The 21,561-nt window shown below is 62.0% G+C and carries 23 protein-coding genes; 9 read left to right on the top strand and 14 right to left on the bottom strand.

Annotation, left to right across the window (positions count from 1 at the left end; all coding sequences use genetic code 11):
* Positions 1 to 47 precede the first annotated feature (47 nt).
* The gene (locus tag ACSQ3G_RS04725) at positions 48 to 1,931 is read right to left on the bottom strand and encodes an ATP-binding cassette domain-containing protein (protein ID WP_436109229.1); all 1,884 of its coding nucleotides are present in this window, start codon (positions 1,929 to 1,931) and stop codon (positions 48 to 50) included.
* A gap of 168 nt (positions 1,932 to 2,099) precedes the next feature.
* Here ACSQ3G_RS04725 and ACSQ3G_RS04730 point away from each other — a divergent pair, with 168 nt between their 5' ends.
* Positions 2,100 to 2,984 (top strand): hypothetical protein, encoded by an 885-nt coding sequence (locus ACSQ3G_RS04730; RefSeq protein WP_436109230.1) that lies wholly within the window; start codon positions 2,100 to 2,102, stop codon positions 2,982 to 2,984.
* Between the two features lie 81 nt (positions 2,985 to 3,065).
* On the opposite strand, the gene ACSQ3G_RS04735 is transcribed toward ACSQ3G_RS04730, so the two are convergent.
* Positions 3,066 to 3,779 carry a Crp/Fnr family transcriptional regulator gene (locus tag ACSQ3G_RS04735; RefSeq protein WP_436109231.1) on the bottom strand — a complete coding sequence of 238 codons (714 nt, stop codon included), beginning with the start codon at positions 3,777 to 3,779 and terminating at the stop codon, positions 3,066 to 3,068.
* Between the two features lie 219 nt (positions 3,780 to 3,998).
* Here ACSQ3G_RS04735 and ACSQ3G_RS04740 point away from each other — a divergent pair, with 219 nt between their 5' ends.
* Positions 3,999 to 4,718: a RhiA family protein gene (locus tag ACSQ3G_RS04740; protein WP_105437307.1), complete on the top strand. Its 720-nt coding sequence runs from the start codon at positions 3,999 to 4,001 to the stop codon at positions 4,716 to 4,718.
* Positions 4,719 to 4,856: 138 nt separating this feature from the next.
* On the opposite strand, the gene ACSQ3G_RS04745 is transcribed toward ACSQ3G_RS04740, so the two are convergent.
* Positions 4,857 to 5,891 (bottom strand): GGDEF domain-containing protein, encoded by a 1,035-nt coding sequence (locus ACSQ3G_RS04745; protein ID WP_436109232.1) that lies wholly within the window; start codon positions 5,889 to 5,891, stop codon positions 4,857 to 4,859.
* 206 nt (positions 5,892 to 6,097) lie between these two features.
* Between ACSQ3G_RS04745 and ACSQ3G_RS04750 the strand changes: the two genes are divergently transcribed.
* Together ACSQ3G_RS04750 and ndk are read left to right on the top strand one after the other, a co-directional pair.
* Complete coding sequence (locus tag ACSQ3G_RS04750; protein WP_436109233.1) at positions 6,098 to 6,787, top strand: glutathione S-transferase family protein; 690 nt, start codon at positions 6,098 to 6,100, stop codon at positions 6,785 to 6,787.
* 96 nt (positions 6,788 to 6,883) lie between these two features.
* Positions 6,884 to 7,306 (top strand): nucleoside-diphosphate kinase, encoded by a 423-nt coding sequence (gene ndk / locus ACSQ3G_RS04755; RefSeq protein ID WP_007769585.1) that lies wholly within the window; start codon positions 6,884 to 6,886, stop codon positions 7,304 to 7,306.
* 91 nt (positions 7,307 to 7,397) lie between these two features.
* On the opposite strand, the gene ACSQ3G_RS04760 is transcribed toward ndk, so the two are convergent.
* The gene (locus ACSQ3G_RS04760; RefSeq protein WP_436109234.1) at positions 7,398 to 7,898 is read right to left on the bottom strand and encodes a hypothetical protein; all 501 of its coding nucleotides are present in this window, start codon (positions 7,896 to 7,898) and stop codon (positions 7,398 to 7,400) included.
* The gene (locus ACSQ3G_RS04765) at positions 7,895 to 8,443 is read right to left on the bottom strand and encodes a CGNR zinc finger domain-containing protein (RefSeq protein ID WP_436109235.1); all 549 of its coding nucleotides are present in this window, start codon (positions 8,441 to 8,443) and stop codon (positions 7,895 to 7,897) included. The genes ACSQ3G_RS04760 and ACSQ3G_RS04765 overlap by 4 nt, the downstream gene beginning before the upstream one ends.
* A gap of 63 nt (positions 8,444 to 8,506) precedes the next feature.
* On the opposite strand from ACSQ3G_RS04765, the gene ACSQ3G_RS04770 reads away from it, so the two are divergent.
* Positions 8,507 to 9,403: a branched-chain amino acid ABC transporter permease gene (locus ACSQ3G_RS04770; protein WP_436109236.1), complete on the top strand. Its 897-nt coding sequence runs from the start codon at positions 8,507 to 8,509 to the stop codon at positions 9,401 to 9,403.
* Here the strand turns inward: ACSQ3G_RS04770 and ACSQ3G_RS04775 are convergent, their stop codons facing one another.
* The 4 genes from ACSQ3G_RS04775 to uvrC all read right to left on the bottom strand — a co-directional run bounded on the left by ACSQ3G_RS04775 (position 9,404) and on the right by uvrC (position 12,911).
* On the bottom strand, positions 9,404 to 9,862 hold the full coding sequence (locus ACSQ3G_RS04775; protein ID WP_105431939.1) for a molybdenum cofactor biosynthesis protein MoaE: 459 nt from the start codon (positions 9,860 to 9,862) through the stop codon (positions 9,404 to 9,406).
* Between the two features lie 70 nt (positions 9,863 to 9,932).
* Positions 9,933 to 10,190, bottom strand: a complete 258-nt coding sequence (gene moaD, locus ACSQ3G_RS04780; protein ID WP_046667845.1) for a molybdopterin converting factor subunit 1 — start codon at positions 10,188 to 10,190, stop codon at positions 9,933 to 9,935.
* Positions 10,187 to 10,774 (bottom strand): CDP-diacylglycerol--glycerol-3-phosphate 3-phosphatidyltransferase, encoded by a 588-nt coding sequence (gene pgsA, locus ACSQ3G_RS04785; RefSeq protein WP_046605600.1) that lies wholly within the window; start codon positions 10,772 to 10,774, stop codon positions 10,187 to 10,189. The genes moaD and pgsA overlap by 4 nt, the downstream gene beginning before the upstream one ends.
* A 97-nt stretch (positions 10,775 to 10,871) precedes the next feature.
* Complete coding sequence (gene uvrC, locus ACSQ3G_RS04790) at positions 10,872 to 12,911, bottom strand: excinuclease ABC subunit UvrC (protein ID WP_436109237.1); 2,040 nt, start codon at positions 12,909 to 12,911, stop codon at positions 10,872 to 10,874.
* A 682-nt stretch (positions 12,912 to 13,593) separates the two neighbouring features.
* On the opposite strand from uvrC, the gene ACSQ3G_RS04795 reads away from it, so the two are divergent.
* Complete coding sequence (locus ACSQ3G_RS04795; protein WP_046667843.1) at positions 13,594 to 14,229, top strand: outer membrane protein; 636 nt, start codon at positions 13,594 to 13,596, stop codon at positions 14,227 to 14,229.
* A gap of 58 nt (positions 14,230 to 14,287) precedes the next feature.
* Here the strand turns inward: ACSQ3G_RS04795 and ACSQ3G_RS04800 are convergent, their stop codons facing one another.
* From ACSQ3G_RS04800 to ACSQ3G_RS04810, 3 genes are read right to left on the bottom strand one after another with little or no spacing between them, the layout of a single operon-like run.
* Positions 14,288 to 14,884 carry a glutathione S-transferase gene (locus ACSQ3G_RS04800; RefSeq protein WP_436109238.1) on the bottom strand — a complete coding sequence of 199 codons (597 nt, stop codon included), beginning with the start codon at positions 14,882 to 14,884 and terminating at the stop codon, positions 14,288 to 14,290.
* Between the two features lie 23 nt (positions 14,885 to 14,907).
* Entirely contained in the window at positions 14,908 to 15,573 is a 666-nt protein-coding gene (locus tag ACSQ3G_RS04805; RefSeq protein WP_436109239.1) for a ribonuclease T2 family protein, read from the bottom strand.
* A gap of 50 nt (positions 15,574 to 15,623) precedes the next feature.
* The gene (locus ACSQ3G_RS04810; protein ID WP_436109240.1) at positions 15,624 to 16,502 is read right to left on the bottom strand and encodes a 23S rRNA (adenine(2030)-N(6))-methyltransferase RlmJ; all 879 of its coding nucleotides are present in this window, start codon (positions 16,500 to 16,502) and stop codon (positions 15,624 to 15,626) included.
* Positions 16,503 to 16,585: 83 nt separating this feature from the next.
* Between ACSQ3G_RS04810 and ACSQ3G_RS04815 the strand changes: the two genes are divergently transcribed.
* From ACSQ3G_RS04815 to ACSQ3G_RS04825, 3 genes are all read left to right on the top strand, one after another.
* On the top strand, positions 16,586 to 18,739 hold the full coding sequence (locus ACSQ3G_RS04815) for a molybdopterin-containing oxidoreductase family protein (RefSeq protein ID WP_436109241.1): 2,154 nt from the start codon (positions 16,586 to 16,588) through the stop codon (positions 18,737 to 18,739).
* Entirely contained in the window at positions 18,736 to 19,329 is a 594-nt protein-coding gene (locus ACSQ3G_RS04820; protein ID WP_436109242.1) for an NUDIX domain-containing protein, read from the top strand. The genes ACSQ3G_RS04815 and ACSQ3G_RS04820 overlap by 4 nt, the downstream gene beginning before the upstream one ends.
* Before the next feature lie 153 nt (positions 19,330 to 19,482).
* A complete protein-coding gene (locus ACSQ3G_RS04825; protein ID WP_436109243.1) occupies positions 19,483 to 20,652 on the top strand; it encodes an alpha-D-ribose 1-methylphosphonate 5-triphosphate diphosphatase in 1,170 nt (389 codons plus the stop codon).
* Positions 20,653 to 20,661: 9 nt separating this feature from the next.
* Here ACSQ3G_RS04825 and ACSQ3G_RS04830 read toward each other — a convergent pair whose 3' ends face one another.
* Positions 20,662 to 21,180 (bottom strand): RES family NAD+ phosphorylase, encoded by a 519-nt coding sequence (locus ACSQ3G_RS04830; protein ID WP_436109244.1) that lies wholly within the window; start codon positions 21,178 to 21,180, stop codon positions 20,662 to 20,664.
* Complete coding sequence (locus ACSQ3G_RS04835) at positions 21,177 to 21,503, bottom strand: antitoxin Xre/MbcA/ParS toxin-binding domain-containing protein (RefSeq protein ID WP_172717179.1); 327 nt, start codon at positions 21,501 to 21,503, stop codon at positions 21,177 to 21,179. Before ACSQ3G_RS04835 ends, ACSQ3G_RS04830 begins: the two co-directional genes overlap by 4 nt.
* Between the last annotated feature and the right edge of the window lie 58 nt (positions 21,504 to 21,561).

The following is a 21,561-nucleotide window of genomic DNA, read 5'->3' on the forward strand; positions in this document are numbered from 1 at the left end:
TCGCGGGTCTGGTCGGCAAGGGGGTAATATTCACCGCTGGAGCAAACTCAGCTCGCCATCGCCTCTTCGTATTCCGACGACAGCATCAGCCATTCCTCTTCGGCGGCAGAGAGTTTGGCGGCGGCTTCACCGCGTTCCTTGGCCTTCTGGGTGGCCTTGGCGGGAGTTTTTTCGTAGAGGGCGGGGTCGCCAAGTTCTTTATCAAGAGCCTTGATCAGTTTCTCCAGCTTGGCGGTTACAGCCTCGATTTCGTTGATCTTTTTCTTGAGCGGCGCCAACGAGGCGCGCTTTTCCGCATTCGCCTTGCGCTGGTCCGCCTTGGATGAGAGATCTTCGGTTAGCTCAATTTTTTCGTCTTTTTTTTTGCCGGAACTGACAATCAGGTTGCGGTATTCCTCCATGTCGCCTTCGAAGTTCGACACCGTGCCGTTGTTGACCAGCCACAAGCGGTCGACGGTGGCCTCGATCAGATGGCGGTCGTGGCTGATCAGGATGACGGCGCCTTCGTAGTCGTTGAGCGCCTCGATCAGCGCACGGCGGCTGTCGATGTCGAGATGGTTGGTCGGTTCGTCGAGGATCAGCAGGTTCGGTGCGTGGAAGGCCGCAAGGCCCATCAGCAGACGCGCCTTTTCGCCGCCGGACAGGTCCTTTGCGGCCGTCGCCATCTTTTCGGTCGCAAGCCCCATCTGCGCAACGCGGGCGCGAACCTTGGCCTCGGGCGCATCCGGCATCAGCCGGCGCACATGGGCAACGGGCGAATCCGCCGGCACGAGATCGTCGAGCTGATGCTGGGCGAAGAAGCCGATCCTCAGGCTCGGTGCCAGCCGGATATCGCCGCTTTCCGCCTTGAGCCGGCTGGCGATGAACTTGGCGAAGGTCGACTTGCCGTTGCCGTTCGAGCCGAGCAGGGCGATGCGGTCGTCGTTGTCGATGCGCAGCGTGATGTTCTTGAGGATCGGCTTGCCCGGTTCATAACCGACGGCGGCGTTCTGGATAGCAACGATCGGCGAGGCGGGCTGTTTTTCCGGCTCGGGAAAGGTGATCGGCTGCACGTGGTCCTCGATCACCGCGGCGACGGTGCCCATGCGCTCCAGCGCCTTGACGCGGCTCTGCGCCTGCCGGGCCTTGGTGGCCTTGGCCTTGAAGCGGTCGATGAAGCTCTGCAGGTGCTTGCGGGCGGCCTCGTTCTTGGCCTTCGCCTTGGTCTGCAATTCGTCGGCCTCGGCCTTCTGCCGCTCGAACTGATCGTAGCCGCCGCGGTAGAAGGTCAGCTTCTTCTGGTCGAGATGCACGATGGCGTTGACCGCGTTGTTGAGGAGGTCGCGGTCATGGCTGATGATGATGACGGTATGCGGATAACGCCGGATATAGTCTTCCAGCCACAACGTGCCTTCGAGATCGAGATAGTTGGTCGGTTCGTCGAGCAGCAGCAGGTCGGGCTCGGCAAACAGGACGGAGGCGAGCGCCACGCGCATCCGCCAGCCGCCGGAAAACGACGAGGCAGGGCGGGACTGGGCTTCCTGGGAGAAGCCGAGACCGGCGAGAATGCTGGCCGCGCGCGCCTCTGCCGAATGCGCATCGATGTCGACGAGCCGCATCTGGATGTCGGCGATGCGATGCGGATCGGTGGCGGTTTCCGCCTCCGCCAGCAGTGCGGCGCGCTCCTTGTCGGCGGAAAGCACGATTTCGATCAGCGAATCCTCCGTGCCCGGCGCTTCCTGCGCCACCTGGCCAAGCCGGGCGCTCTTTGGATAGGAGACCGAACCGGTCTCCGACCCCAGTTCACCGGTGATGACCTTGAACAGCGTGGATTTGCCGGCGCCGTTGCGACCGACGAGCCCCGCCTTTGTGCCCGCGGGTAGCGTCACGCTGGCATTGTCGAGGAGGAGACGCCCGGCGATGCGGGCGGAAAGTTCGGTAATCGTGATCATGGCGGCGGTTTTGGCCGAAACACCGTTTGTTGGCAAGGGCGCCGATGGACCGGTATTTCGCTGTGCCGAGGGAAACAGAAGGAAATTGCACGCTCTGGTAGATCATTGAGGCGGCGCCGCCGCGGGTCGCGATGGTGCGATCGAACTTCGATCGGGAGAGCAAATGTCATGAGAGTAACGAGATTGACGTGGTCGATGCTGCTGTCGGCATCCGCACTGATGACGCCGCTCAGCGCCGGGGCGGTGGACTTTACCTGCTGGAGCCCTGGCGGTGCCATGTTGGCGGGCGCCGCCGGCGGCTACTGGACTGCGGAACGGATCGCCAATGCGATTCCGTTCGGGGAGACGATTGGCCGGGCCGAGGGTAGTCTCACCGAACAACGGCGCAGCCTCAAGGATACCGATGCGGAGCGAGCGCCGATCAATGAAGCGCCCTATAAGTTCGGAGGCAAGCTGCTGTTTACGCTCGGCGGCGCGGATTACACGGCCAGCGCTCAGTTTGTCGCGGATGACCGGATCGTCATGGGTGCCGCCCATTCCGCCTGGGGCAACGGCAACCAGGCCACCAATATCCGCTTTTATCAAGGTTATGCGGGCGGTGGCGGAACTCTCTACCAAATCGACCGGGTGGCAGTGCTGTTGCGCTGGACCGAGGTGTCGGGCAACCCGCCGAGCATGGCGCGGTCGCAGTTCGACTATTCGGTGATGCGCACCACTGCGGCATCCGCGGTCGGCAAATATGAACTCGGCATTGACGGCGCTCATGTCGATGACAATGTGACGATCACCGGTTACCCTGGGCGGCTCGATGGCGGCGAATACATGTATCGGGAAACGGCCCGCATCACCGTGCAGGCCGGCACCGCCTATGACGCCGGCCCGCATCCCATGTATGGCGGCGGCGCAAGCGGCGGGGCGTGGTTCGTGACCGCCAACAACGTCCACAAGGCGGTCAGCGTCGTCTCCAGCGGAGCGCCGGACGGTGTCTACGGGCCGAGTTTCACCCAGGATACCGCTGACCTGATCGCGATCGTCAAGAACGGCTGCCCGTAAGCGGCCGTTCCGGGCCGAGCGTTGGGGGCGGCGCCGGGCATCGCCGCACTGGTCCGGCGCCCGCAGAGGCACTCGCGTCATTCAGGCCGCAGGGTCTGAATGACGCGAGATGATCTGCAGCGATCTCTTGTTGAAAATGATGATGCGGTGCTGCCGCACGCCGATCAGCCGTTCGCTTTTCCAGGCCTGGAGCTGAGCATTGATGCGCGGCCGGCTGGCATTGATGAGCTGGCCCATGCGGCTCTGGGATATCGGTTTTTCGATGAGGATGCCGTCGCTGGTCGACCTTCCGTGGGAGGCGCCGAGATTGAGCAGCAGACGAGCAAGGCGAGTCTCCAGCGGGTAAAGCGCCATTCCCTCCGCGAACATGATGGTGCGGTGGAGCTTTCGGGCGATCGTCCGCATTAGGTAGGAAGACACCTGCGGGATCGCCGAGAGTTCATTGAAGGTTTTCCGGTCGATTTCGAGCAGCCGCGTCGCCCCGCATATCACTGCGTTCGAGGAATGCCGGTAGTTGAGGGCGAACTCAATCTCGCCGACTGCGTCCCCTGGTTGAAGTTCGGAAAAAATTACTTCATTGCCTTTCTCGGATATAAAATAAAGACAAATGCCACCTGACAGTATAACATAAAGTGTATCGCAAATATCTCCACTAAGAAATAGTGTTTGCCGATCTCTATATGTGTTTATATTTATTTTATTTGCGAACGCTGAAATGACATCGTCATCAGCAGTGCTGAACAGCTCTGTTTTTCTTATCTCATCTGATATCTTCATGTTTTTCATTGTTTTCATCTGCTCGCATCCACCCTAAGATCGGAAATATGGCTGCCGTCTGCAGGGTTGATATTTAGCAAAAATGCAAATCAGGGTTGTTACCTGTGTGACATATTTTCAGATTTAAATATCCTAGGTTGTGTTCGTGCAAATGATGCTCCGCGGAAGCCGGTGCCGTGAGCACAGATGCCGCCACCGCATGGTGTCGTGGCGGCAACCCAAATGAGGAGATGTATTATGACCATTTACATGGGGCAGAACGCGATCAAGGCCTTCAGCGCACAGGCAGGGGGCCAGCCCTACAGCCTCACGGTTCTCAACGAAAACGCGAAATGGCAGCAGTTTGCCCTGTTCCAGACGATCCCGAAGATTATCGGGCCGTCGGTCGACCCCCTGTCGCTGGCCTGGATGGTCGGCGGAGCCGCTGCGGGTACCCCCGACCAGCCGAGCACGTCGTCCTTCAACTGGACGATCGACTATTCCGTGACCGTTGGCTACGTTCAGCAACAGGGCACGCCCGGCTCGCCGCGTTCCTTCCAGACGGCGAGCTCGGTCGGCGTCATGATCAACAATCAGAATCAGGTGCCGGTGACCTATCAGGGGCCGTTCCCCTATGGCGCCCCCGGTTTTCCGGAGGGGCCATCCGACGCGACGAAAGGCCTTATCCTCGCCAAGGCGGACGACACCATTCCGACCGTGCCGGTGCAGGCCAGCAAGAGCGTCTACCTGAATGTCGGCATCGCCATGGCCGGCAAGCCGACGATCGCGGTCCAGCTCGAGCCCGGTCTCTTGTACCAGTTCACGCCGAAGCCGAAATATTACATTCTCGCCGGCTCTTTCGTCCAGGGACAGGTGATCGACACCTCCACGTCTTCGGCGGCCTACGAGGTGAGCTTCGCCGGTGTCACGGATGTCTCCGTTCGGTTCACGCAGAAGAACCAGTTCGTGCCGGCATAATTCCGCTGGCCTGCTGGTAGGGCAAGAGGGCGACCGTCGGACGTATCGCTAGTGGCCGCCGATCTTCGTTCGTTCGTTCGCAGAATAGAGGCCGTGGGAAACCGCGGCCTCTATTCTGTTTTGGAAATCCTGGCCGATTCAGGATGACCGTTTCGGTGCCTCGCCGTGAAGCGCGACGATCATTCGCGGATTGGCCTTGGCCGTTTCAAGCGCCGTGCCGGCCTGGAGGCGGAGTTCCTGTGGTGAGAAGGCGTTGGCGGCGAGTGCTGCGCCGACCGACAGGCCGATGCCGCTCGTGCCGTCGGAAGCGGCAAAGACGAGATTGTCGGTGATCGAGGCGATCAGCCGCTCGGCGATCGTCTGCACGCTGTCGCGGCCGACGTCGCGGAAGACGAAGGCGAAATCACCCTTGCCGATGCGCGCCAGGAAATCGTTCTTCTTGATCGCCTTGCGGAAGATCGAGGCGGCCTTCTTGACGATCCGGTTGACGGCGGGATCGCCATAGGTGCGGGCGAAATGCGGCAGATCGGTAACCGTCACCAGGAACAGCGCGGTATCGCGGTTGTCGGCATCTATGCCGTAAAGCGCCTCCAGCCGTTCGGCGAGCGCCGCATGGTTCGGCAGCGAGGTCAGCCGGTCGCGCAGCGTTACCGAGCGGGCAGCCGACGCTTCGCGTTCGGCCTTGACGAGGCGATCGGCACCGGCGCGAAGAATAGCTTCCAGTTCGGTTTCGGCGACCACGGCATCGGACAGCGAGACGCTCAGATATTCGATCTCGGCCAGAATATCCTCAGGCCCCGCCGTGCTGTCCTGGCGCAGGCTGCGGGCGACGGTTTCCAGAACCCGGCTGAAACCCTTCTTCTGGGTGACGCCGCTTGCCATCTTGTCCCGGAGCTCCAGCAGCAGCTTTATTTCCTGATCGCGACCCCTGGCGGGCATGAGCGCCACGAAAGCCGAGAGCTGATGGCGCAGCCCCATCTCGTCGAGCACCGTCTGGGAAGGACCGGCGGGAAGTGCCAAGACTTCGCGCGAAAGGGCGGGGTCGCCGCCCAGCAGCGCCTCGTGGAAGAGCTCGTAATTGCGCGGCAGGCCGCTCACGTCCAGCTTCGCCATGAGCTGGACGACAGCCTGCAGGCCGCGATCCTGTCCCGTTCTGCTCGCTTCGCCCGCCATCTCTCGTCCCCACAGTTGCTCGATAGTGAAACAAGCCATGCGGGACCGGCTTTAACATTTGCTAAAAAGGGCCGGATTGCCGGTAGTTACGGTTAAGGGACCATCGAAATGGTCGATCGAATGCGATTCATGAAATTTCCTGATTGGATTCAAAAGGCAATTTGCTTTCAATATCGCCAGCCAAATGTCCAGATCAGGAGCCTGCCGTGACCCGTATTCTCTACTCGCTCTGCGGCGCCGATGAGAGCCGCCCGTTTTCGCCGCATTGCTGGAAAGTCGTGCAGGCGCTCGCCCACAAGGGCCTGGATTTCATCGAGAAACCGACGCCGTTTACCGAGATCCCCAGCCTCGAAGGCGGGTTTTCGAAGACGGTGCCGATCCTTCGGGACGGCAACGAGCTGATCCGCGACAGTTTCGAGATCGCGCTTTATCTGGAGGAGACCTATCCGGACCGGCCGACGCTGTTCGGCGGCCCGGCCGGTAAGGCGCTCGCCCGTTTCGTCGAGGGTTTTTCCCAGATGGTGGTGCATACGGCGATCACCAAGATCGCGGTCAAGAATATTCATGACATGCTCGGGGAGACCGACCAGGTCTATTTCCGCGCCAGCCGCGAGGCCCGGCTCGGCAGGACGTTGGAGGAGATGGAAGCGAACCGCCAGGCCGAGATCGACGGTTTCGCGCCAAAACTGGAGCCGATCCGCCACGCCCTGAAATATCACGACTTCATCGGCGGCGACGGCCCGCTTTTTGTCGACTATATCTTGTTCGGGGCGCTGCAATGGATGCGCGTCACCGCCGGCACCAAGGTGTTTTCCGATGACGACCCGGTCGGGTTGTGGTTCGAACGCTGCCTCGACCTGCATAATGGCGTCGGACGCAGTGTGACAGCGGCGTGAAATTGCCCGAACCCCCTTGTTTCCAGTGAAAGGGGCGGGTAAAGACCGCCCACTTTCCCCCTAGTCACGGGGCCACAGGAAACGAAGGATAGAACAATGGCGATTGAACGCACGTTTTCGATGATCAAGCCGGATGCCACCAAGCGCAACCTCACGGGCGCCATCACCAAGGTGTTTGAAGACAATGGCCTGCGCGTCATCGCTTCCAAGCGCGTCTGGATGAGCAAGCGCGAGGCAGAAGGCTTCTACGCCGTTCACAAGGAACGTCCGTTCTTCGGCGAGCTGGTCGAAGGCATGACCTCCGGCCCGACCATCGTCCAGGTTCTGGAGGGCGAAAACGCCATCCTGAAGAACCGCGAGATCATGGGCGCCACCAACCCGGCAAACGCCGACGAAGGCACCATCCGCAAGACCTTCGCGCTGTCGATCGGCGAGAACTCGGTTCACGGCTCCGACGCTCCGGAAACCGCCGCCCAGGAAATCGCCTACTGGTTCTCCGAAACCGAGATCGTCGGCTGATTTAAGCCCCATCTCGCCGGAAGACTTTGATGAAACCGGGGTTTTGGCCCCGGTTTTTTCGTTCTGGGATATTCGGCTGGCGTCTATCGCTTCAGGCCGGGCAGTCGGCGTCCCGGCCGTAGTCGGTCGTCCCGTCCGGCTTGAAGACATCCGGATTCCGCTCGTAGCCGGCTCCGAGCACCAGCGGCTTGCTGGGAAGCACTGACTGGTCGACGTCGGAGACGAGCTGGGTCTTCAATTCCTGCAGCGTCCGCCCGCCCGCATCCACCAGCCGGATATCAACGGAATAGGGCTTGTCCTTGCGCACGCAGCGGACATTGGGGCTCTGCAGGGTGATCTTGTTCCAGGCCGGGAAGATTTTCTCACTGATGACGATCGGATCGCCGCCGGCAGGGTCGTCGAATTTGGCGATCGCCACGGTTCCCTCGGGTATCGGCCCGGTCTTGTTGAGCGTCACGAGGTAGGTGGCGCTGGCGACCCGGTAGTTGAACACGAAGATATGCCCGCTCACCTCGACCAGCTTTTCCGCCTCGCGCTGGCATGCGGCAAGGGTGAGGGCTGCAAGGCTGAGAACCATAAACCGGCGCATCATGACGCGGCCTCCTTCTTCCTCCGATGATAATGGCGGTTGGCTTTGACCCGGTTGCCGCACACCGCCATGTCGCACCAGGTACGGCTGCGATTGCGGCTTCGGTCGAGGAACAGCCAGCCGCAACTGCCGCAGATCTTCATCCGCGAAATCTCTTCGTCGGCAAGCAGCCTGAGCGCCGAATGGGCGGTCGCCGCCTCCAGCGAATTCCTCTCCGCACGGCGCAGGATGGCTGCCGTCGCTTCGAGGAAATCGGCAAGCAACGCCTGCGCGTCGTCACCACGAACACGGGCGCGAAAATAGCGGTCTATCGCTTCGCGCAGCGCGATGAACGGCGTGTGGTTCTCGGCCGGGACAGGTGCGAGATCCCCGAATAGCGACCGCTCGGCCGAAAATTTCTCGGCTGCTTTCGGAAAAGCATGCATCTGCTGCGGCTCGGCGAACCGGTCAATGCTGCGCTCGGGGTCGATGCGCAGGATGACGCTGTTGGCGACATCCAGCGCCAGCGCGCCACCGGCAAAACGATGCGGGGTCCAGGAAAAGCTCATGCGATATTATAACTGGTAAAGTGTGATTGACCAGTTATATTCGTCGACGCTATCGGAGTGCCCATGGCCTATCTCTTGCAGCAACTGGCGAACGCGGTTCCGCTGGCAGCGCTCTACGCGACGCTCGCCTTCGGATATGCGATCGCCTTCGCCGTGACGCGAAGGGCCGACATCACCTATGGTGCGATCTTCGCCTTTTCCGGACACCTCTACCTGCTCGTTGCCCATTTCGGCTGGAACCGGCTCTGGCTGGTCCTGCCGGCCGCATTGGGACTGGGCGCCGCGGCCGGGATCGCTGGCGGCATCGGGGCAGGGATAACGATCGGGCAGGTGGTCATGCGGCCGCTTGCAAAGATCTCGCCGAATGCGGTGATCGTCGCCTCGCTCGGCGCGCTGATGGTGCTGATGGAGGGCGCCCGCATCGCCGCCGATACGCGCGAACTCTGGCTGCCGCCCTTCCTCAACGACGCGATTGTCTTCTGGGACGCAGACGGCTTTCCGGTGACGCTGACGCTGATCCAGCTCGCCAACGTTACCGTCATGCTGGCGATCATCGGGGCGGGTTATCTGGTTCTGGAGCGCACCCATTGGGGCCGCATGTGGCGGGCGGTCTCGGACGATCCGCTGGCGGCGGAACTCTCCGGCACCAATTCCGCGCGGGTTTTCGTCACGGCCTACGCGGCGGCGGCATTCTACGCCGCCATCTGCGGCGTGCTCGCGACCTCCCACTACGGCACGATGGATTTTGGCGCAGGCCTGCTGTTCGGCCTGAAGGTCGTACTGATCGCCGCGGCCGGTGGTCATTCCAATCCCCTGCGTGCCGCCGCAGGCGCGGCCGTCATCGGCTTTGCCGAAACGCTCTGGAGCGGCTACGGCCCGATCGTCTGGCGCGACCTGGTGATCGTCGCCTTGCTGGTCATGGTCTTGGTGATGAGCCGCCGGGAGCGGGTGGTGCCGTAGTCACCGCCATTTGTCGCGGGCAGTGTCGTCCGCGTCCTTGGCAGCGATCCAGTCGCCTTGGGCGCCGTCGGCGGCGTGTTCCTTCTTCCAGAACGGGGCTGAGGTCTTCAAAAAGTCCATGACGAAATTGGCGCCGTCGAAGGCCGCCTGACGGTGGGGGGCGGCGGCGATGACCAGCACGATGTTTTCGCCGGGCATGATCTTGCCGAACCGGTGGATGGCGGTGAGGCCGAGCAGCGAGAAGCGCTCGATCGCCAGTTCCCCGATGCGAAACATTTCAGCCTCCGCCATGCCCGGATAGTGTTCGAGCTCCAGCGCTGACAATGCACCCTGTTCGTCGCGGCAGAGGCCGGTGAAGGTGACGACGGCGCCGATATTCTTGCGGCCGGCGGTGAGGGCGGCAATTTCGGCCTGCAGGTCGAAGTCGGCGGATTGGACGCGGATGGTGGGAGCGGTCATGGGCAACCTCTCCCTCTCCCCGCCGGGGAGGAATGGGTTGTTCCGCAACTGGCGCCGGCCCCAGCCATTATCACCCTCCGGTCATCGGCGGAAAGATGCCGATCTCGCGCGCGCCGGCGATCGGTTCGTCGTGTTCGGCATGTTCCTGGTTGATGGCGACGCGGATGACGTCGGGGAACTGCAGCGCGTTCTCGTATTCCTCGCCGAGCGTCGTCAGATGCGCGAGCAGGTCATTGACCGTCACGACGCCTGCCGGCAGGTCGAGATCCTCCTCGGATTTGCCGATCCGTTCACGCACCCAGGCGAAATAGACGAGTTTGACGGTCATTCTTCGTCCACCAGATGTTTGACCCCGGCCTTGAAGTAATCATAGCCCGAGTAGAAGGTCAGGATCGCGGCGAGCCAGAGAAGCACGATGCCCATCTGGGTCGTGTAGGGCAAGATTTTATCGCCGGCAGGCCCGGCAAGCAGGAAGGCGATCGACACCATCTGGATCGTCGTCTTCCATTTGGCGATGCGCGTGACCGGCACCGAGACCTTCAGCGCAGCCAGGTATTCGCGCAGGCCCGACACCAGGATTTCGCGGCAGAGGATGGTGATTGCCGCCCAGAGCGACCAGCCGGCGATCGTCTGGTCGGCGGCGAGCAACAGCAGCACGGCGGCGACCAGCAGCTTGTCGGCGATCGGATCGAGCATGCGGCCGATATTCGACGTCTGGTTCCAGATGCGGGCGAGATACCCGTCGAGATAGTCTGTAATCGACGCGACGGCGAAAAGCACCAGCGCTGTCCAGCGCGCCACATCGGAGCTTTCAAGCTGCCCCTCGATGAAGAAGCAGCCGACGATGATCGGCACCGCCACAATGCGCGCATAGGTCAAAAGATTGGGAATATTGTATGCGCGCGACGCCATGGAGAGCCTTCCGGATGTTTGCTCCTAGTTGATGCCTCAGGAGGAAGGCGTCAACATGTTCCCGCGGCTTTTTTACAGCCGATTGCGTCGGGCCGATTTAGCCGGCCCGGTTCTCGTGAAAGTGATTGTAAATCTGCTTGGCGACGGCCTCCGAAATTCCCTCGACCGCCATGAGGTCGGTCAGGCCGGCGCGCGACACCGCCTTCGCCGTGCCGAAATGCTGCAGCAGCTTGCGCTTGCGGCCAGGCCCGATCCCGGAAATCTCGTCCAGCGGGTTCTTGACCATCTCCTTCTTGCGCCTTGCCCGGTGAGAGCCGATCGCGAAACGATGGGCCTCGTCGCGCATGCGCTGGATGAAATAGAGAACCGGATCGCGCGGCGGCAGCGAAAAATCTGACCGTCCGTCGGCGAAGAACCGCTCGCGGCCGGCGTCGCGGTCGACGCCCTTGGCGACGCCGATCGCAGTCACCACGTCGCGGATGCCGAGTTCGTCGAGAATGGCGCGCACCGCGCTCATCTGCCCCTGGCCGCCATCGATCAGGATCACATCCGGCCAGGCGGGGAAGGTGGCATCGGCCGCATCCTCGGCACTGGCGGCCGCGGCGGCGGTGCGGTCGGGAATGCCCTCTTCCTTGAGCAGGCGCGAGAAGCGGCGGGTCATCACCTCGCGCATCATGCCAAAGTCGTCGCCGGGAGTGATGTCGGTCGATTTGATGTTGAACTTGCGGTACTGGCTCTTCACGAAACCTTCCGGCCCCGCGACGACCATGCCGCCAACCGCATTGGTGCCCATGATATGCGAGTTGTCGTAGATCTCGATCCGGCGCGGTACGAAGGAAAGCCCGAAGGTCTCGGCAAGCCCCTGCAACAGGCGCGCCTGCGACGAGGTTTCGGCAAGCCGGCGGCCATGCGCCTCGCGGGCGTTCGCCAGAACGTGGTCCGTCAGGTCCTTTTTCTCGCCCCGCTGCGGCACGGAGATCGTCACCTTGTGGCCGGCTTTTTCGCAGAAAGCCTGGGCGAGCAATTCCTGTTCCTCGACGGTCTCGGACAGCAGGATCTGCTTCGGCACAGGCTTGTCGTCATAAAACTGCGCCAAGAAGGCATTGAGCACTTCCGGGCCGGAAAGCTGCGGATCGGCCTTCGGGAAATAGGCGCGGTTGCCCCAGTTCTGGCCGGTCCTGAAGAAGAACACCTGGATGCAGGAGAGGCCGCCCTCGTTATAGATGGCGAAGACATCCGCCTCCTCGACGCCGGCCGGGTTGATGCCCTGGTGGCTCTGGACGTGGCTGAGCGCCGCCAGGCGGTCGCGATAGACGGCAGCGCGCTCAAAATCCAGGTCCTCGGAGGCTTCCGCCATCTGGCGGGCGATCGCCGACTTGACGTTCTGGCTCTTGCCGGAGAGGAAGTCCTTGGCTTCGCCGACCAGCGCCGCGTAACCCTCGTCGCTGATCTCGTGGGTGCAGGGCCCCGAACAGCGCTTGATCTGGAACAGCAGACAGGGGCGGGTGCGGGTCTCGAACACGCTGTCGGTGCAGGTGCGCAGCAGGAAGGCGCGCTGCAGCGAGTTAATGGTGCGGCCGACGGCAGCAGCCGAGGCGAAGGGTCCGAAATAATCGCCTTTGCGCGCCCGCGCGCCGCGATGTTTGAAGATCGCCGGAGCCCGATGGTCGCCGGTGATCATGATATAGGGAAACGACTTGTCGTCGCGCAGAAGAACGTTGAAGCGCGGCCGCAGGCGCTTGATGAGGTTGGCTTCGAGCAGCAGCGCCTCGGTTTCCGTCCGCGTCGTGACGAATTCCATGTGGGTGGTTTCGCGCACCATCTTGGCGATGCGGTTGGAATGGACGCGGCCTTGCGCATAATTGCCGACGCGCTTCTTGAGGCTGCGCGCCTTGCCGACGTAAAGCACATCCTGCGCGTCGTTGAACATCCGGTAGACGCCCGGCGCATTCGGCAGGTGCTTGACGAATTCGGCGATCAGGTCGGCGCCCTTCAGCCCGCTGTCGTTCTTCCAGCCCTCGTTCCAGTCGATCGACGCGGCGGGGCCTTGGCTCGGTTCTGCCACGAGCACATCGTCGTCGTCTTCTTCCGTCTCGTCATAGAGAACGCCGCCGTCGGGCAGCTTCGTTCCGTTCATTCCATAGTCTCCGCCGGATATCGACATCCGGCCATCACCGATTCGAACCGTGCGCCCAAGACATGTGCCGGAGACCGGCAGCTTGTCAAAATATTGCGCTGAAGCGGCCCGATTCCCTGCACGAAGGCCGCTGCCGGAGAAATAGTGTGTCGAGGCAGATTTTGAAAGCGCTGGCGAGAATTCCGTCGCGTGCTCTTGACGAAGGCCGAAATGGCCGTTCCTGCGGTGGAATATTTAAGGCACAAATCCGGCGGCAGGCGCCACCGGTTCCGGCCGCCTTCCTGCGGAGAGGAGAAATACGTGCGTGTTTCAGCTCAGATTTTTGTTTCTACAAGCGCCCGATCCGGTGTTGCTGCGAATACAAGTCGAACTTGGCGAGTGGCGCCCGCGCCGGCTCGCGTCAGCAGGTGTATTGACTGAGTTGTGCTTTGGATTTAAGAAGTAATTTATAAATGTAAAAATATTTATATTCAAAGTAAGCATTGCTTAAGGTTAATCAAACGTGTGTTGCGATACAGCAACATCAAATTTTGGCCTTCTGTGTGCCACAATCAATTCACATTTCGGCTCTTTCTATTCCTCAATTGACCTCCACATTCCGTCTCAGCGGGCAGGGAACAAATGTGTCGCCAACCATGTTGTCGCGGCGAATTCCCGGCGCAGCAGTAAAAGGAGAAAATGTATGCGTACTCTCATCGCAACTCTGATGGCCTCGGCAGTCAGCTTCATCGCCATCTCTGCGGCCAATGCCGCTGATGCCGTCGAACAAATTCCGCAGGCCCCGGTTGCAACCGAGGAGCCGGCCCCGGCCGCCAGCTGGCAGGGTTTCTATCTCGGTGGTTATGGTCAGTATGACTGGGGTCGCTTCGGTAGCGGCGACCGTGACGGCCAGTTCGGCGGCGGTGCCTATACGGGCTACAACTTCCAGAGCGGTTCGATCGTCTACGGTGTCGAAGCAGACGTCGGTTATAACGGCACGAAGAGCACCACGGATGACGGCTTTGAAGGCAAGGCCGGCTGGAACGGCTCGGTTCGCGGCCGCGTCGGCTACGACCTCAACCCCTTCCTGATCTACGGTACGGCCGGTGTCGCCCTGCAGGACAACGAACTGAGCGACGCGACTTCGTCCGAAAACAAGACCGCCGTCGGTTACACGGTCGGTGCCGGTGCCGAAGCCTTCGTCACCAACAACATCACCGCTCGTGTCGAATACCGTTACACGGATTTCGGTTCGGACAGCTACTCGCTCGATTCCGGTTCGGTTTCGAAGGGCTTCGACGATCACAGCGTCAAGGTCGGTATCGGCGTGAAGTTCTAAGTTCGATAGCCTTAACAGGCTGGGGAAAGCCCGGGCTTCGGCCCGGGCTTTTTTTGTTTCAGGCCGCCGATTTCATGGCGGTGTAGGAGGCGAAGCGCTTGGTGAAGACATCCGGCCAGGAGGCGAGCTCTGGCCGGCCTTCGGCCCATTGCCCGTTGAAGCGCAGATCGAGATAACCGATCAACGCGGCCAGCGCGAAATGGCCGCCATGCAGCTTCTTGCCTGTCTTCGGCAGGTTGTTCTCCAGGTGATCGAGGCCGCGCACCACCTTGGCCCATTGTTTGTCGATCCACGGCTGGTGGACCTTGTCCTCGTCGCGCGAGCGACGCTCGTAGACGATCGCCAGAAGGCAATCCATCATGCCGTCGCAAAGCGCTTCCAGCACCTCCGCCTCGGTGCGCTTCGCATCCTTCTTCGGATAGAGCTTGCCGCCCGACTGGCGATCGAGCCAGTGCATGATCGCGATGCTGTCGTAGATCGGCGGCTCGCCTTCCCGAATCAGGACCGGGATCTTGCCGAGCGGGTTGTTGCTCACGAGTTCCGCCGGGGCCGCGTTGGTGTCGGTCTTCACCTCGATAATCTCGATGCCGAGATGGCGCGCCGCCATGCGCACCTTGGCCGAATAGGGCGAGGCCGGGGAGTACAGCAGCTTCATGGTCTTGTCCTTCTCGATAAATGTCATTTTGCCGGCGGCAGGGTGATCTGGCTGATCCGGCAGCCGCCGCGGTCGACCTCGGCGCAATCACGAAATTGCAGGTCCTTGGTGAGGCAGATGCGCACTTCCTCCAGCTGCCGGCCCTCGCAACTCGTCGAAATGCCGCGCCGGCTCATGCCCGGATTAGCGACGAGGAACTTCTCTTCGATCTGGTCGGCCGACAGCGTCACGGCCGAGTCGCCGCGGGACAGGTCGGCGGGCAGTTTGACCCGCGAAAAGGCGTCACGCAGCTTGCCGAAATAATCACGCTGGCTGAGCCCCGTGCAGCTTCCGTGCTTGCGCCACTGATGGCCGATCAGCCCCATCGACGGCATGATGTCGAAGAGTGGTTGGCCGAGCGATTGCGGCACGCGGCCCGGTTCCTTCGTTTCGCAGAAATCCGGATAGCCCTTTTCGTATTGCGGCCACAGCCCGTGGACGATGAAACGGAAATCCTTGTCCGTGCTGCATTGCTGGTCGTTCTTGCCGCCGCTCTGCGAAGCGCAGAAGGTCGGCGACCAGGAAAGCGACAGGACGTAGAAATCGAACTGCCCCGCATGATCCTGCCGATTGTCCGATCGGCGCTCCTGGGCGGAGGCAGTGGACGCGAAAAGTGCGAGAAAAAGGAAAGCGATAAATCGGTTGGTCATCGGCCGGCCCCCTGCAATGCGCGGCACCATGGGCGGGAAGCCTCGCCCGGTCAAGACTCCGAATCGAGGTCGCTGTCGACGGTCTCACCGGTCAGCCAGAAGGCGCGCTGCGAGGCGAACCGGTCCTGCGCCAGGATGGTTTTCAAGGTCGGCAGAAGCGCGTGCAGCTCATCCTTCAGCGTGAAGGGCGGGTTGACGATGATGAGGCCGGAGCCGGACAGCCCGGTCGTCTCGCGGTCGCTTTGAACGGTCAATTCGGCGCACAGCATTTTCGGGATTTCCAGCGCCTTCAGCTCGTCGTGGAAGGCCCTGAGGGGCGCGCTCTTCTTGATCGGATACCAGAGGCAGAAGGTGCCGCCCTGAAAGCGGCGCCAGCCGGTCGACAGGCCTTTCACCAGCCGCCTGTATTCGCCTTCCTCCTCGAAAGGCGGATCGACGAGCACGATACCGCGCTTTTCCTTCGGCGGCAGATGGGCGCCCAGCGCCAGCCAGCCGTCGAGTTCGGTGGCGCGCACCTGGAAATCGCCCTCGAACAGATTGTGCAGGCGATTGAAGTCTTCCGGATGCAGTTCCATCGCCGACAGCCGGTCCTGCGGACGGAACAGCATGCGGGCAAGCTTCGGAGAGCCGGGATAAAGTTTCAGCGGACCGGTCGGGTTCAGTTCCCTGACCGCCGTCAGATAGGGCTCCAGCAGGTCCGCGACCTTTGCCGGCAGTTCCGCTTCCATCAGCCGGCCGATGCCGTCGCGCCATTCGCCTGTCTTCTGCGCCTCGTCAGAGGAAAGGTCGTAAAGCCCGATACCGGCATGGGTATCCAGCAGGCGAAATGCCTTGTCCTTGTTCTGGGCATAGCGGATCAGCCGCGCAAGGATCGCGTGTTTGAGAACATCGGCAAAATTGCCCGCGTGATAGATGTGCCGGTAGTTCATCGTTGCTGGTGTCTCGCTTGAATTAAATTGATGCGCTGCAAATCACGCTTTTTGCGGACGTCAGCTTGCAATATAGAAAAGCCATGAACGTTGCGACCCCGATTACCGCGAAAACCCCAATCGCCCCCGAAAAGTCCGGCCACAATTCCGTCGGACACACCGTCTGTCCGCACGACTGTCCGTCGGCCTGCGCACTGGACATAGATCTCACCGCCGACGGCCGCATCGGCCGCGTGCGCGGGGCTGCCGACAACAGCTATACGGCCGGCGTCATCTGCGCCAAGGTCGCCCGATACTCCGAGCGGCTCTACCATCCCGGCCGGCTGATGCACCCGAAGCGCCGCTTGGGCGCCAAGGGCGAGGGGAACTGGCAAGAGCTGTCCTGGGAGGCCGCACTCGACGAGATCGCTAACGCCTTCGTCAAAGCCGAGGCGAAACACGGGTCGGAAGCGATCTGGCCCTATTTTTATGCCGGCACGATGGGCCAGGTGCAGCGCGATTCGATCGAGCGCCTGCGGCATGCCAAAAAATACTCCGGCTTCTTCGGCACGATCTGCACCAACATGGCCTGGACCGGTTACGTGATGGGAACCGGCGCTCTGCGCGGTCCCGATCCGCGCGAGATGGCGAAGTCCGATTGCGTGGTGATCTGGGGCACCAACGCCGTCTCCACCCAGGTCAACGTCATGACCCATGCGGTGAAAGCCCGCAAGGAACGCGGCGCCAAGATCGTCGTCATCGACATCTACGACAACCCGACGATAAAACAGGCCGACATGGCGCTGACCGTGCGCCCCGGCACCGATGCGGCGCTTGCCTGCGCCGTCATGCATATCGCCTTTCGCGACGGATATGCCGACCGCGCCTACATGGCGCAATATGCCGACGACCCGGCCGGCCTCGAAGCGCATCTGAAGGCGAAGACGCCGGAATGGGCCTCCGCCATCACCGGCCTGTCGGTCGAAGAGATCGAGACCTTCGCCCGCCTCGTCGGCACGACCCAGAAAACCTTCTTCCGGCTGGGCTACGGCTTTGCCCGCCAGAGGAACGGCACGGTCGCCATGCATGCGGCGCTGTCGATCGCGACCGTGCTCGGCTGCTGGCAACACGAGGGCGGCGGCGCCTTCCACAACAACGGCGAGATTTTCCGGCTCAACAAGTCCGAGCTGATGGGCACGGCCTATGCCGATCCCGATATCCGCCAGCTCGACCAGTCGCAGATCGGCCGGGTGCTGACCGGCGATGCGGAGGCGCTGCGGCACGGCGGGCCGGTGACTGCGCTGCTGATCCAGAACACCAACCCGATGAACGTCGCGCCGGAACAGCGCCTCGTCCGCCAGGGTTTTTTGCGCGACGATCTGTTCGTGGCCGTGCACGAGCAGTTCGTGACCGACACGGCCGAAGTCGCCGATATCGTCCTGCCGGCCACCATGTTCGTCGAGCATGACGACCTCTACCGCGCCGGCGGACAGCAGCATATCCTGCTCGGGCCGAAGCTCGTCGAGCCGCCATCGACGGTTCGCACCAACCTCTTCGTCATCGAGGAATTGGCCAAACGCCTCGGCGTCGATCATTTCCCCGGTTTCGGCCTCGACGAGCGCCAGCATATCGACCGCATCCTCAACGCCAGCGGCTGGGGAAGCTACGACGACTTTGCGCGCGAAAAATGGATCGACGCGCAGCCGGATTTTGAAACCGCGCATTACATCAAGGGCTTCGGATACCCGGACGGAAAGTTCCGCTTCAGGCCGGACTGGGCAAACGGCCCGTCGCCGGACAAGCCGCCGAAAAATGTCGGGCCGCTGGGACCGATCGCCGAACTGCCGGTCTTCCCGGACCAGGTCGATATCATCGAGGTGGCCGACGAGGCACATCCCTTCCGGCTCGCGACCTCGCCGGCCCGTAGTTTTCTCAATTCGTCCTTCACCGAGACGAAAAGCTCCTACGAGCGGGAAGGGCGGCCGGAAGTCATGATCGAACCGACCGATGCGGCACGCCTCGGCATCGTCGACGGCGATATCGTCCGGCTCGGCAACGCCCGCGGGGAAATCCGCCTGCATGCGAGGCTCGTCGCCGGCGCAAGGCCGGGCGTGCTGATTGCCGAAGGGCTGTGGCCGAACCGCAAACATCTCGACGGCGAGGGCATCAACGTGCTGACCGGCGCTGATGCCGTGGCGCCTTATGGCGGTGCCGCCTTCCACGACAACAAGGTATGGCTTCGCAGGGAACTCGCATGACCGGGCAGAATGATCGGGTGAAGATCGCCGGCGAAAAGACGCTGTCGGATGGTTGGACGCGGCTTTCGAGCTACGAACTCGATTACACCGATCGCAGCGGTGAGACGCACCGCCTGCACCGGGAAATCTACCATAAATCCGAGGCCGCCTGCATTCTTCTCCACGATGCCAGGCGCGACACGATCGTGCTGGTGAAGCAGTTTCGTCTGCCCGCCTATCTCTCCGGCAAACCGGCGTGGATTGTCGAGGTACCCGCCGGACTGCTTGACGAGGACCATCCGGAGGATGCGATCCGGCGCGAAGCAATGGAGGAAACCGGCTATCGTTTGAGGGACGTGCGGTTTCTGTTCAAGGCGTTCATGTCGCCCGGAGCGATCACCGAGGTCGTGCATTTCTTCCATGCGCCGATCGACTTCTCCGACCGGGTCGATGGTGGCGGCGGTCTGGCCGAGGAGCACGAGGATATCGAGGTGCTGGAACTGCCGCTTGGCGAGGCGGTGGCGATGGTCGGCTCCGGCGACATCATCGATGCCAAGACGATCATGTTGCTGCAATGGGCGGTGATCAATCAGGCATCGCTCACAGCCTGACAGCCGGAGCGATAAAATTATCTGCTCGCCTGTTGTTTCAGCCGCCGTTTGATTGTGACTTGACCTCGTGCCGCGCCGATTTCACATGAATGTCACGAATGGCGGCTAAGCGCTGCCTCTTGATAATCATCCTTATATGGTCAGGAGAAAGCCATGTGGCTCGGCAATTTCACCCTCGTCCTCCCCGACGAGGTGGTGGACGCAGGTTCCGTGCGGATTGAAGACGGCGTGATCGCCGAAATCCGCGACGAACCGGTCGCAGGCGCCGCGATCGACGGCGGCGGGCGGCTTTTGATGCCGGGCTTCGTCGATCTGCATGGCGACATGATCGAGCGCGAGATCGCGCCGCGGCCGAACGCCCAGATGCCGATCGATTTCGGCATCCACGAACTCGATAAGAAGCTTGCCGCGGCCGGCGTCACCACGGCCTATGCCGCCGTTTCCTTCGCCACCGAAAGCGTCTACGGCCATGTCCGTTCGCTGGAGACGACCTCGGCCATCATCGAAGGCATCAACCGCCTGCGCGACAACCTGCTGATCGACCACCGCGTCCACGCGCGTTACGAGATCACCAATGTCGGCGCCGCGCCGGCGCTCGAACGGCTGCTGAAGGCCGACGAGATCGACATGGTCTCGCTCACCGACCACACGCCGGGCCAGGGCCAGTACAACAACATCGCCGCCTATGTCGCCAGCATCTCCGAACGCCGGGCAATTTCCGAGGAAATGGCTGCCGAGATTGTTCAGAAGCGCATCGCCATGCGCAACAATCCGCAGATCGAGGTGAAACTGAAGGAGATCGTCTCCCTCGCCCTCAAGCATCGCCTGTCGCTCGCTTCCCACGACGACGACAGCATTGAGAAGGTGGCCGAGATGTACGATCTCGGCGTCACGATCAGCGAGTTCCCGGTGACGCTGCCGGCCGCCGAGGAGGCCCGCCGTCGCGGGCTCTGGACGCTGATGGGCGCCCCGAATGCGCTGCGCGGCAAGTCCATGTCCGGCAATCTGAGCGCGCTCGACGCCGCCAAGGCCGGTCTGCTGACGGTGATTGCCGCCGACTATCATCCGGCTGCTTTCGTGCCGGGCGTCTTCAAGCTGGCGGACGTGGCGCAAGGTGGCCTGCCGGCGGCCGTTGCGATGGCGACCGGCAATGCCGCCCGCTCCGCTGGCCTGACGGATCGCGGCGAGATCGTCATCGGCCAGCGCGCCGATCTGGTGGTGGTGGAAAAGGGCGACGTGCACCGCATCCGCGCCACCTTCCGCGCCGGCCGCTTCGTCTACAGCGACGGCACGCTGCACCCGCTCCGGGCGCTGGCGGCCTGAGGCTTGGGCCTATTCTTCCCAGGACTTCTGGTTCTTCGGCAACCTGCCTGTCGGGTCGATAACGTGGACCCGATGCGGCAGATCGAATCCCCAGTCCCACAGCACGAGATTGCTGACCGAGGTTGCGGCCCGGTGGGCGAAGGAGGGGACGAGGATGCCGGCATAAGTACCGGAAAGATTGTCATAAATTGCCCAGGAGTCCGGTCTCCTGCTTTCCGAGAGTGCAGACGCCCAGGCGGACGCCATGACATCAAGCGATATGCCAAGCGCATTTTGCGAAGCCTCGTCCGTGAGGTCGGCGACGTCGTCGCAATCGATGTCGTAGGAGCAGATCGTCAACGGGTGGATCCTGTGCCCAAACCCTTGGCTTGCTTCGGTGATCGCACCCTCGATCGAAGTAGAGAGGTAGAGTGCCGGTACGCCCTTGGGATTGAAGCGGGCACCGCGAATAGCCGCGCCTTCGCCGGATATCGGGCTGATCGCCCAGCGAGGATCATGGGCGCGATAGCAGATGCCCTGGAACCTCAAGCAAAGCCGCCGATCGCCAGGTGATCGAGGTAGTCGCGCAAGGCTGCCGCCTTGCCGCTCTTGACGATGCTCTCTGCTGTCCGGCCACCGAAGGCCGGAATGGGCTCGGCGCGATACCAGGCGAGGGCTTGCCGTTCGCTTCCTGCCCATTCGCTGACGCGGTGGATGATCTCCGCCATTTCACCGATCCGCGTGGTCGCTGCGGGAGACTGCGCACGCTCCTTGCGCTGGAGCGTGTTGGCGGAGAGCCCCGCCGTCTCAGCCAGTTCGCGTTTCGAAATCCCAAGGCGGATAGAGACGGCTTCGGCTTCCATCGACGGCATCCCTAAATCGAGAATTCGCTGAGTTTTACCAGCCATGTCCGGTCTCCTGTACGAAGAT

Origin of the sequence: Neorhizobium tomejilense (assembly GCF_964254135.1) — a bacterium.
GTDB classification, from domain to species: domain Bacteria; phylum Pseudomonadota; class Alphaproteobacteria; order Rhizobiales; family Rhizobiaceae; genus Neorhizobium; species Neorhizobium tomejilense.

Excerpts from the sequence above, each read along its gene's own strand:
- ACSQ3G_RS04800 (WP_436109238.1), bottom strand. The coding sequence starts at position 14,884 with ATGAAGCTGCTGTACTCCCCGGCCTCGCCCTATTCGGCCAAGGTGCGC.
- ACSQ3G_RS04815 (WP_436109241.1), top strand. The coding sequence starts at position 16,586 with ATGAACGTTGCGACCCCGATTACCGCGAAAACCCCAATCGCCCCCGAA.
- ACSQ3G_RS04770 (WP_436109236.1), top strand. The coding sequence starts at position 8,507 with ATGGCCTATCTCTTGCAGCAACTGGCGAACGCGGTTCCGCTGGCAGCG.
- ACSQ3G_RS04820 (WP_436109242.1), top strand. The coding sequence starts at position 18,736 with ATGACCGGGCAGAATGATCGGGTGAAGATCGCCGGCGAAAAGACGCTG.
- ndk (WP_007769585.1), top strand. The coding sequence starts at position 6,884 with ATGGCGATTGAACGCACGTTTTCGATGATCAAGCCGGATGCCACCAAG.
- ACSQ3G_RS04775 (WP_105431939.1), bottom strand. The coding sequence starts at position 9,862 with ATGACCGCTCCCACCATCCGCGTCCAATCCGCCGACTTCGACCTGCAG.
- pgsA (WP_046605600.1), bottom strand. The coding sequence starts at position 10,774 with ATGGCGTCGCGCGCATACAATATTCCCAATCTTTTGACCTATGCGCGC.
- ACSQ3G_RS04745 (WP_436109232.1), bottom strand. The coding sequence starts at position 5,891 with ATGGCGGGCGAAGCGAGCAGAACGGGACAGGATCGCGGCCTGCAGGCT.
- ACSQ3G_RS04725 (WP_436109229.1), bottom strand. The coding sequence starts at position 1,931 with ATGATCACGATTACCGAACTTTCCGCCCGCATCGCCGGGCGTCTCCTC.
- ACSQ3G_RS04735 (WP_436109231.1), bottom strand. The coding sequence starts at position 3,779 with ATGAAAACAATGAAAAACATGAAGATATCAGATGAGATAAGAAAAACA.
- moaD (WP_046667845.1), bottom strand. The coding sequence starts at position 10,190 with ATGACCGTCAAACTCGTCTATTTCGCCTGGGTGCGTGAACGGATCGGC.
- ACSQ3G_RS04805 (WP_436109239.1), bottom strand. The coding sequence starts at position 15,573 with ATGACCAACCGATTTATCGCTTTCCTTTTTCTCGCACTTTTCGCGTCC.
- ACSQ3G_RS04810 (WP_436109240.1), bottom strand. The coding sequence starts at position 16,502 with ATGAACTACCGGCACATCTATCACGCGGGCAATTTTGCCGATGTTCTC.
- ACSQ3G_RS04760 (WP_436109234.1), bottom strand. The coding sequence starts at position 7,898 with ATGATGCGCCGGTTTATGGTTCTCAGCCTTGCAGCCCTCACCCTTGCC.
- ACSQ3G_RS04795 (WP_046667843.1), top strand. The coding sequence starts at position 13,594 with ATGCGTACTCTCATCGCAACTCTGATGGCCTCGGCAGTCAGCTTCATC.
- uvrC (WP_436109237.1), bottom strand. The coding sequence starts at position 12,911 with ATGAACGGAACGAAGCTGCCCGACGGCGGCGTTCTCTATGACGAGACG.
- ACSQ3G_RS04835 (WP_172717179.1), bottom strand. The coding sequence starts at position 21,503 with ATGCCGTCGATGGAAGCCGAAGCCGTCTCTATCCGCCTTGGGATTTCG.
- ACSQ3G_RS04825 (WP_436109243.1), top strand. The coding sequence starts at position 19,483 with ATGTGGCTCGGCAATTTCACCCTCGTCCTCCCCGACGAGGTGGTGGAC.
- ACSQ3G_RS04730 (WP_436109230.1), top strand. The coding sequence starts at position 2,100 with ATGAGAGTAACGAGATTGACGTGGTCGATGCTGCTGTCGGCATCCGCA.
- ACSQ3G_RS04765 (WP_436109235.1), bottom strand. The coding sequence starts at position 8,443 with ATGAGCTTTTCCTGGACCCCGCATCGTTTTGCCGGTGGCGCGCTGGCG.
- ACSQ3G_RS04740 (WP_105437307.1), top strand. The coding sequence starts at position 3,999 with ATGACCATTTACATGGGGCAGAACGCGATCAAGGCCTTCAGCGCACAG.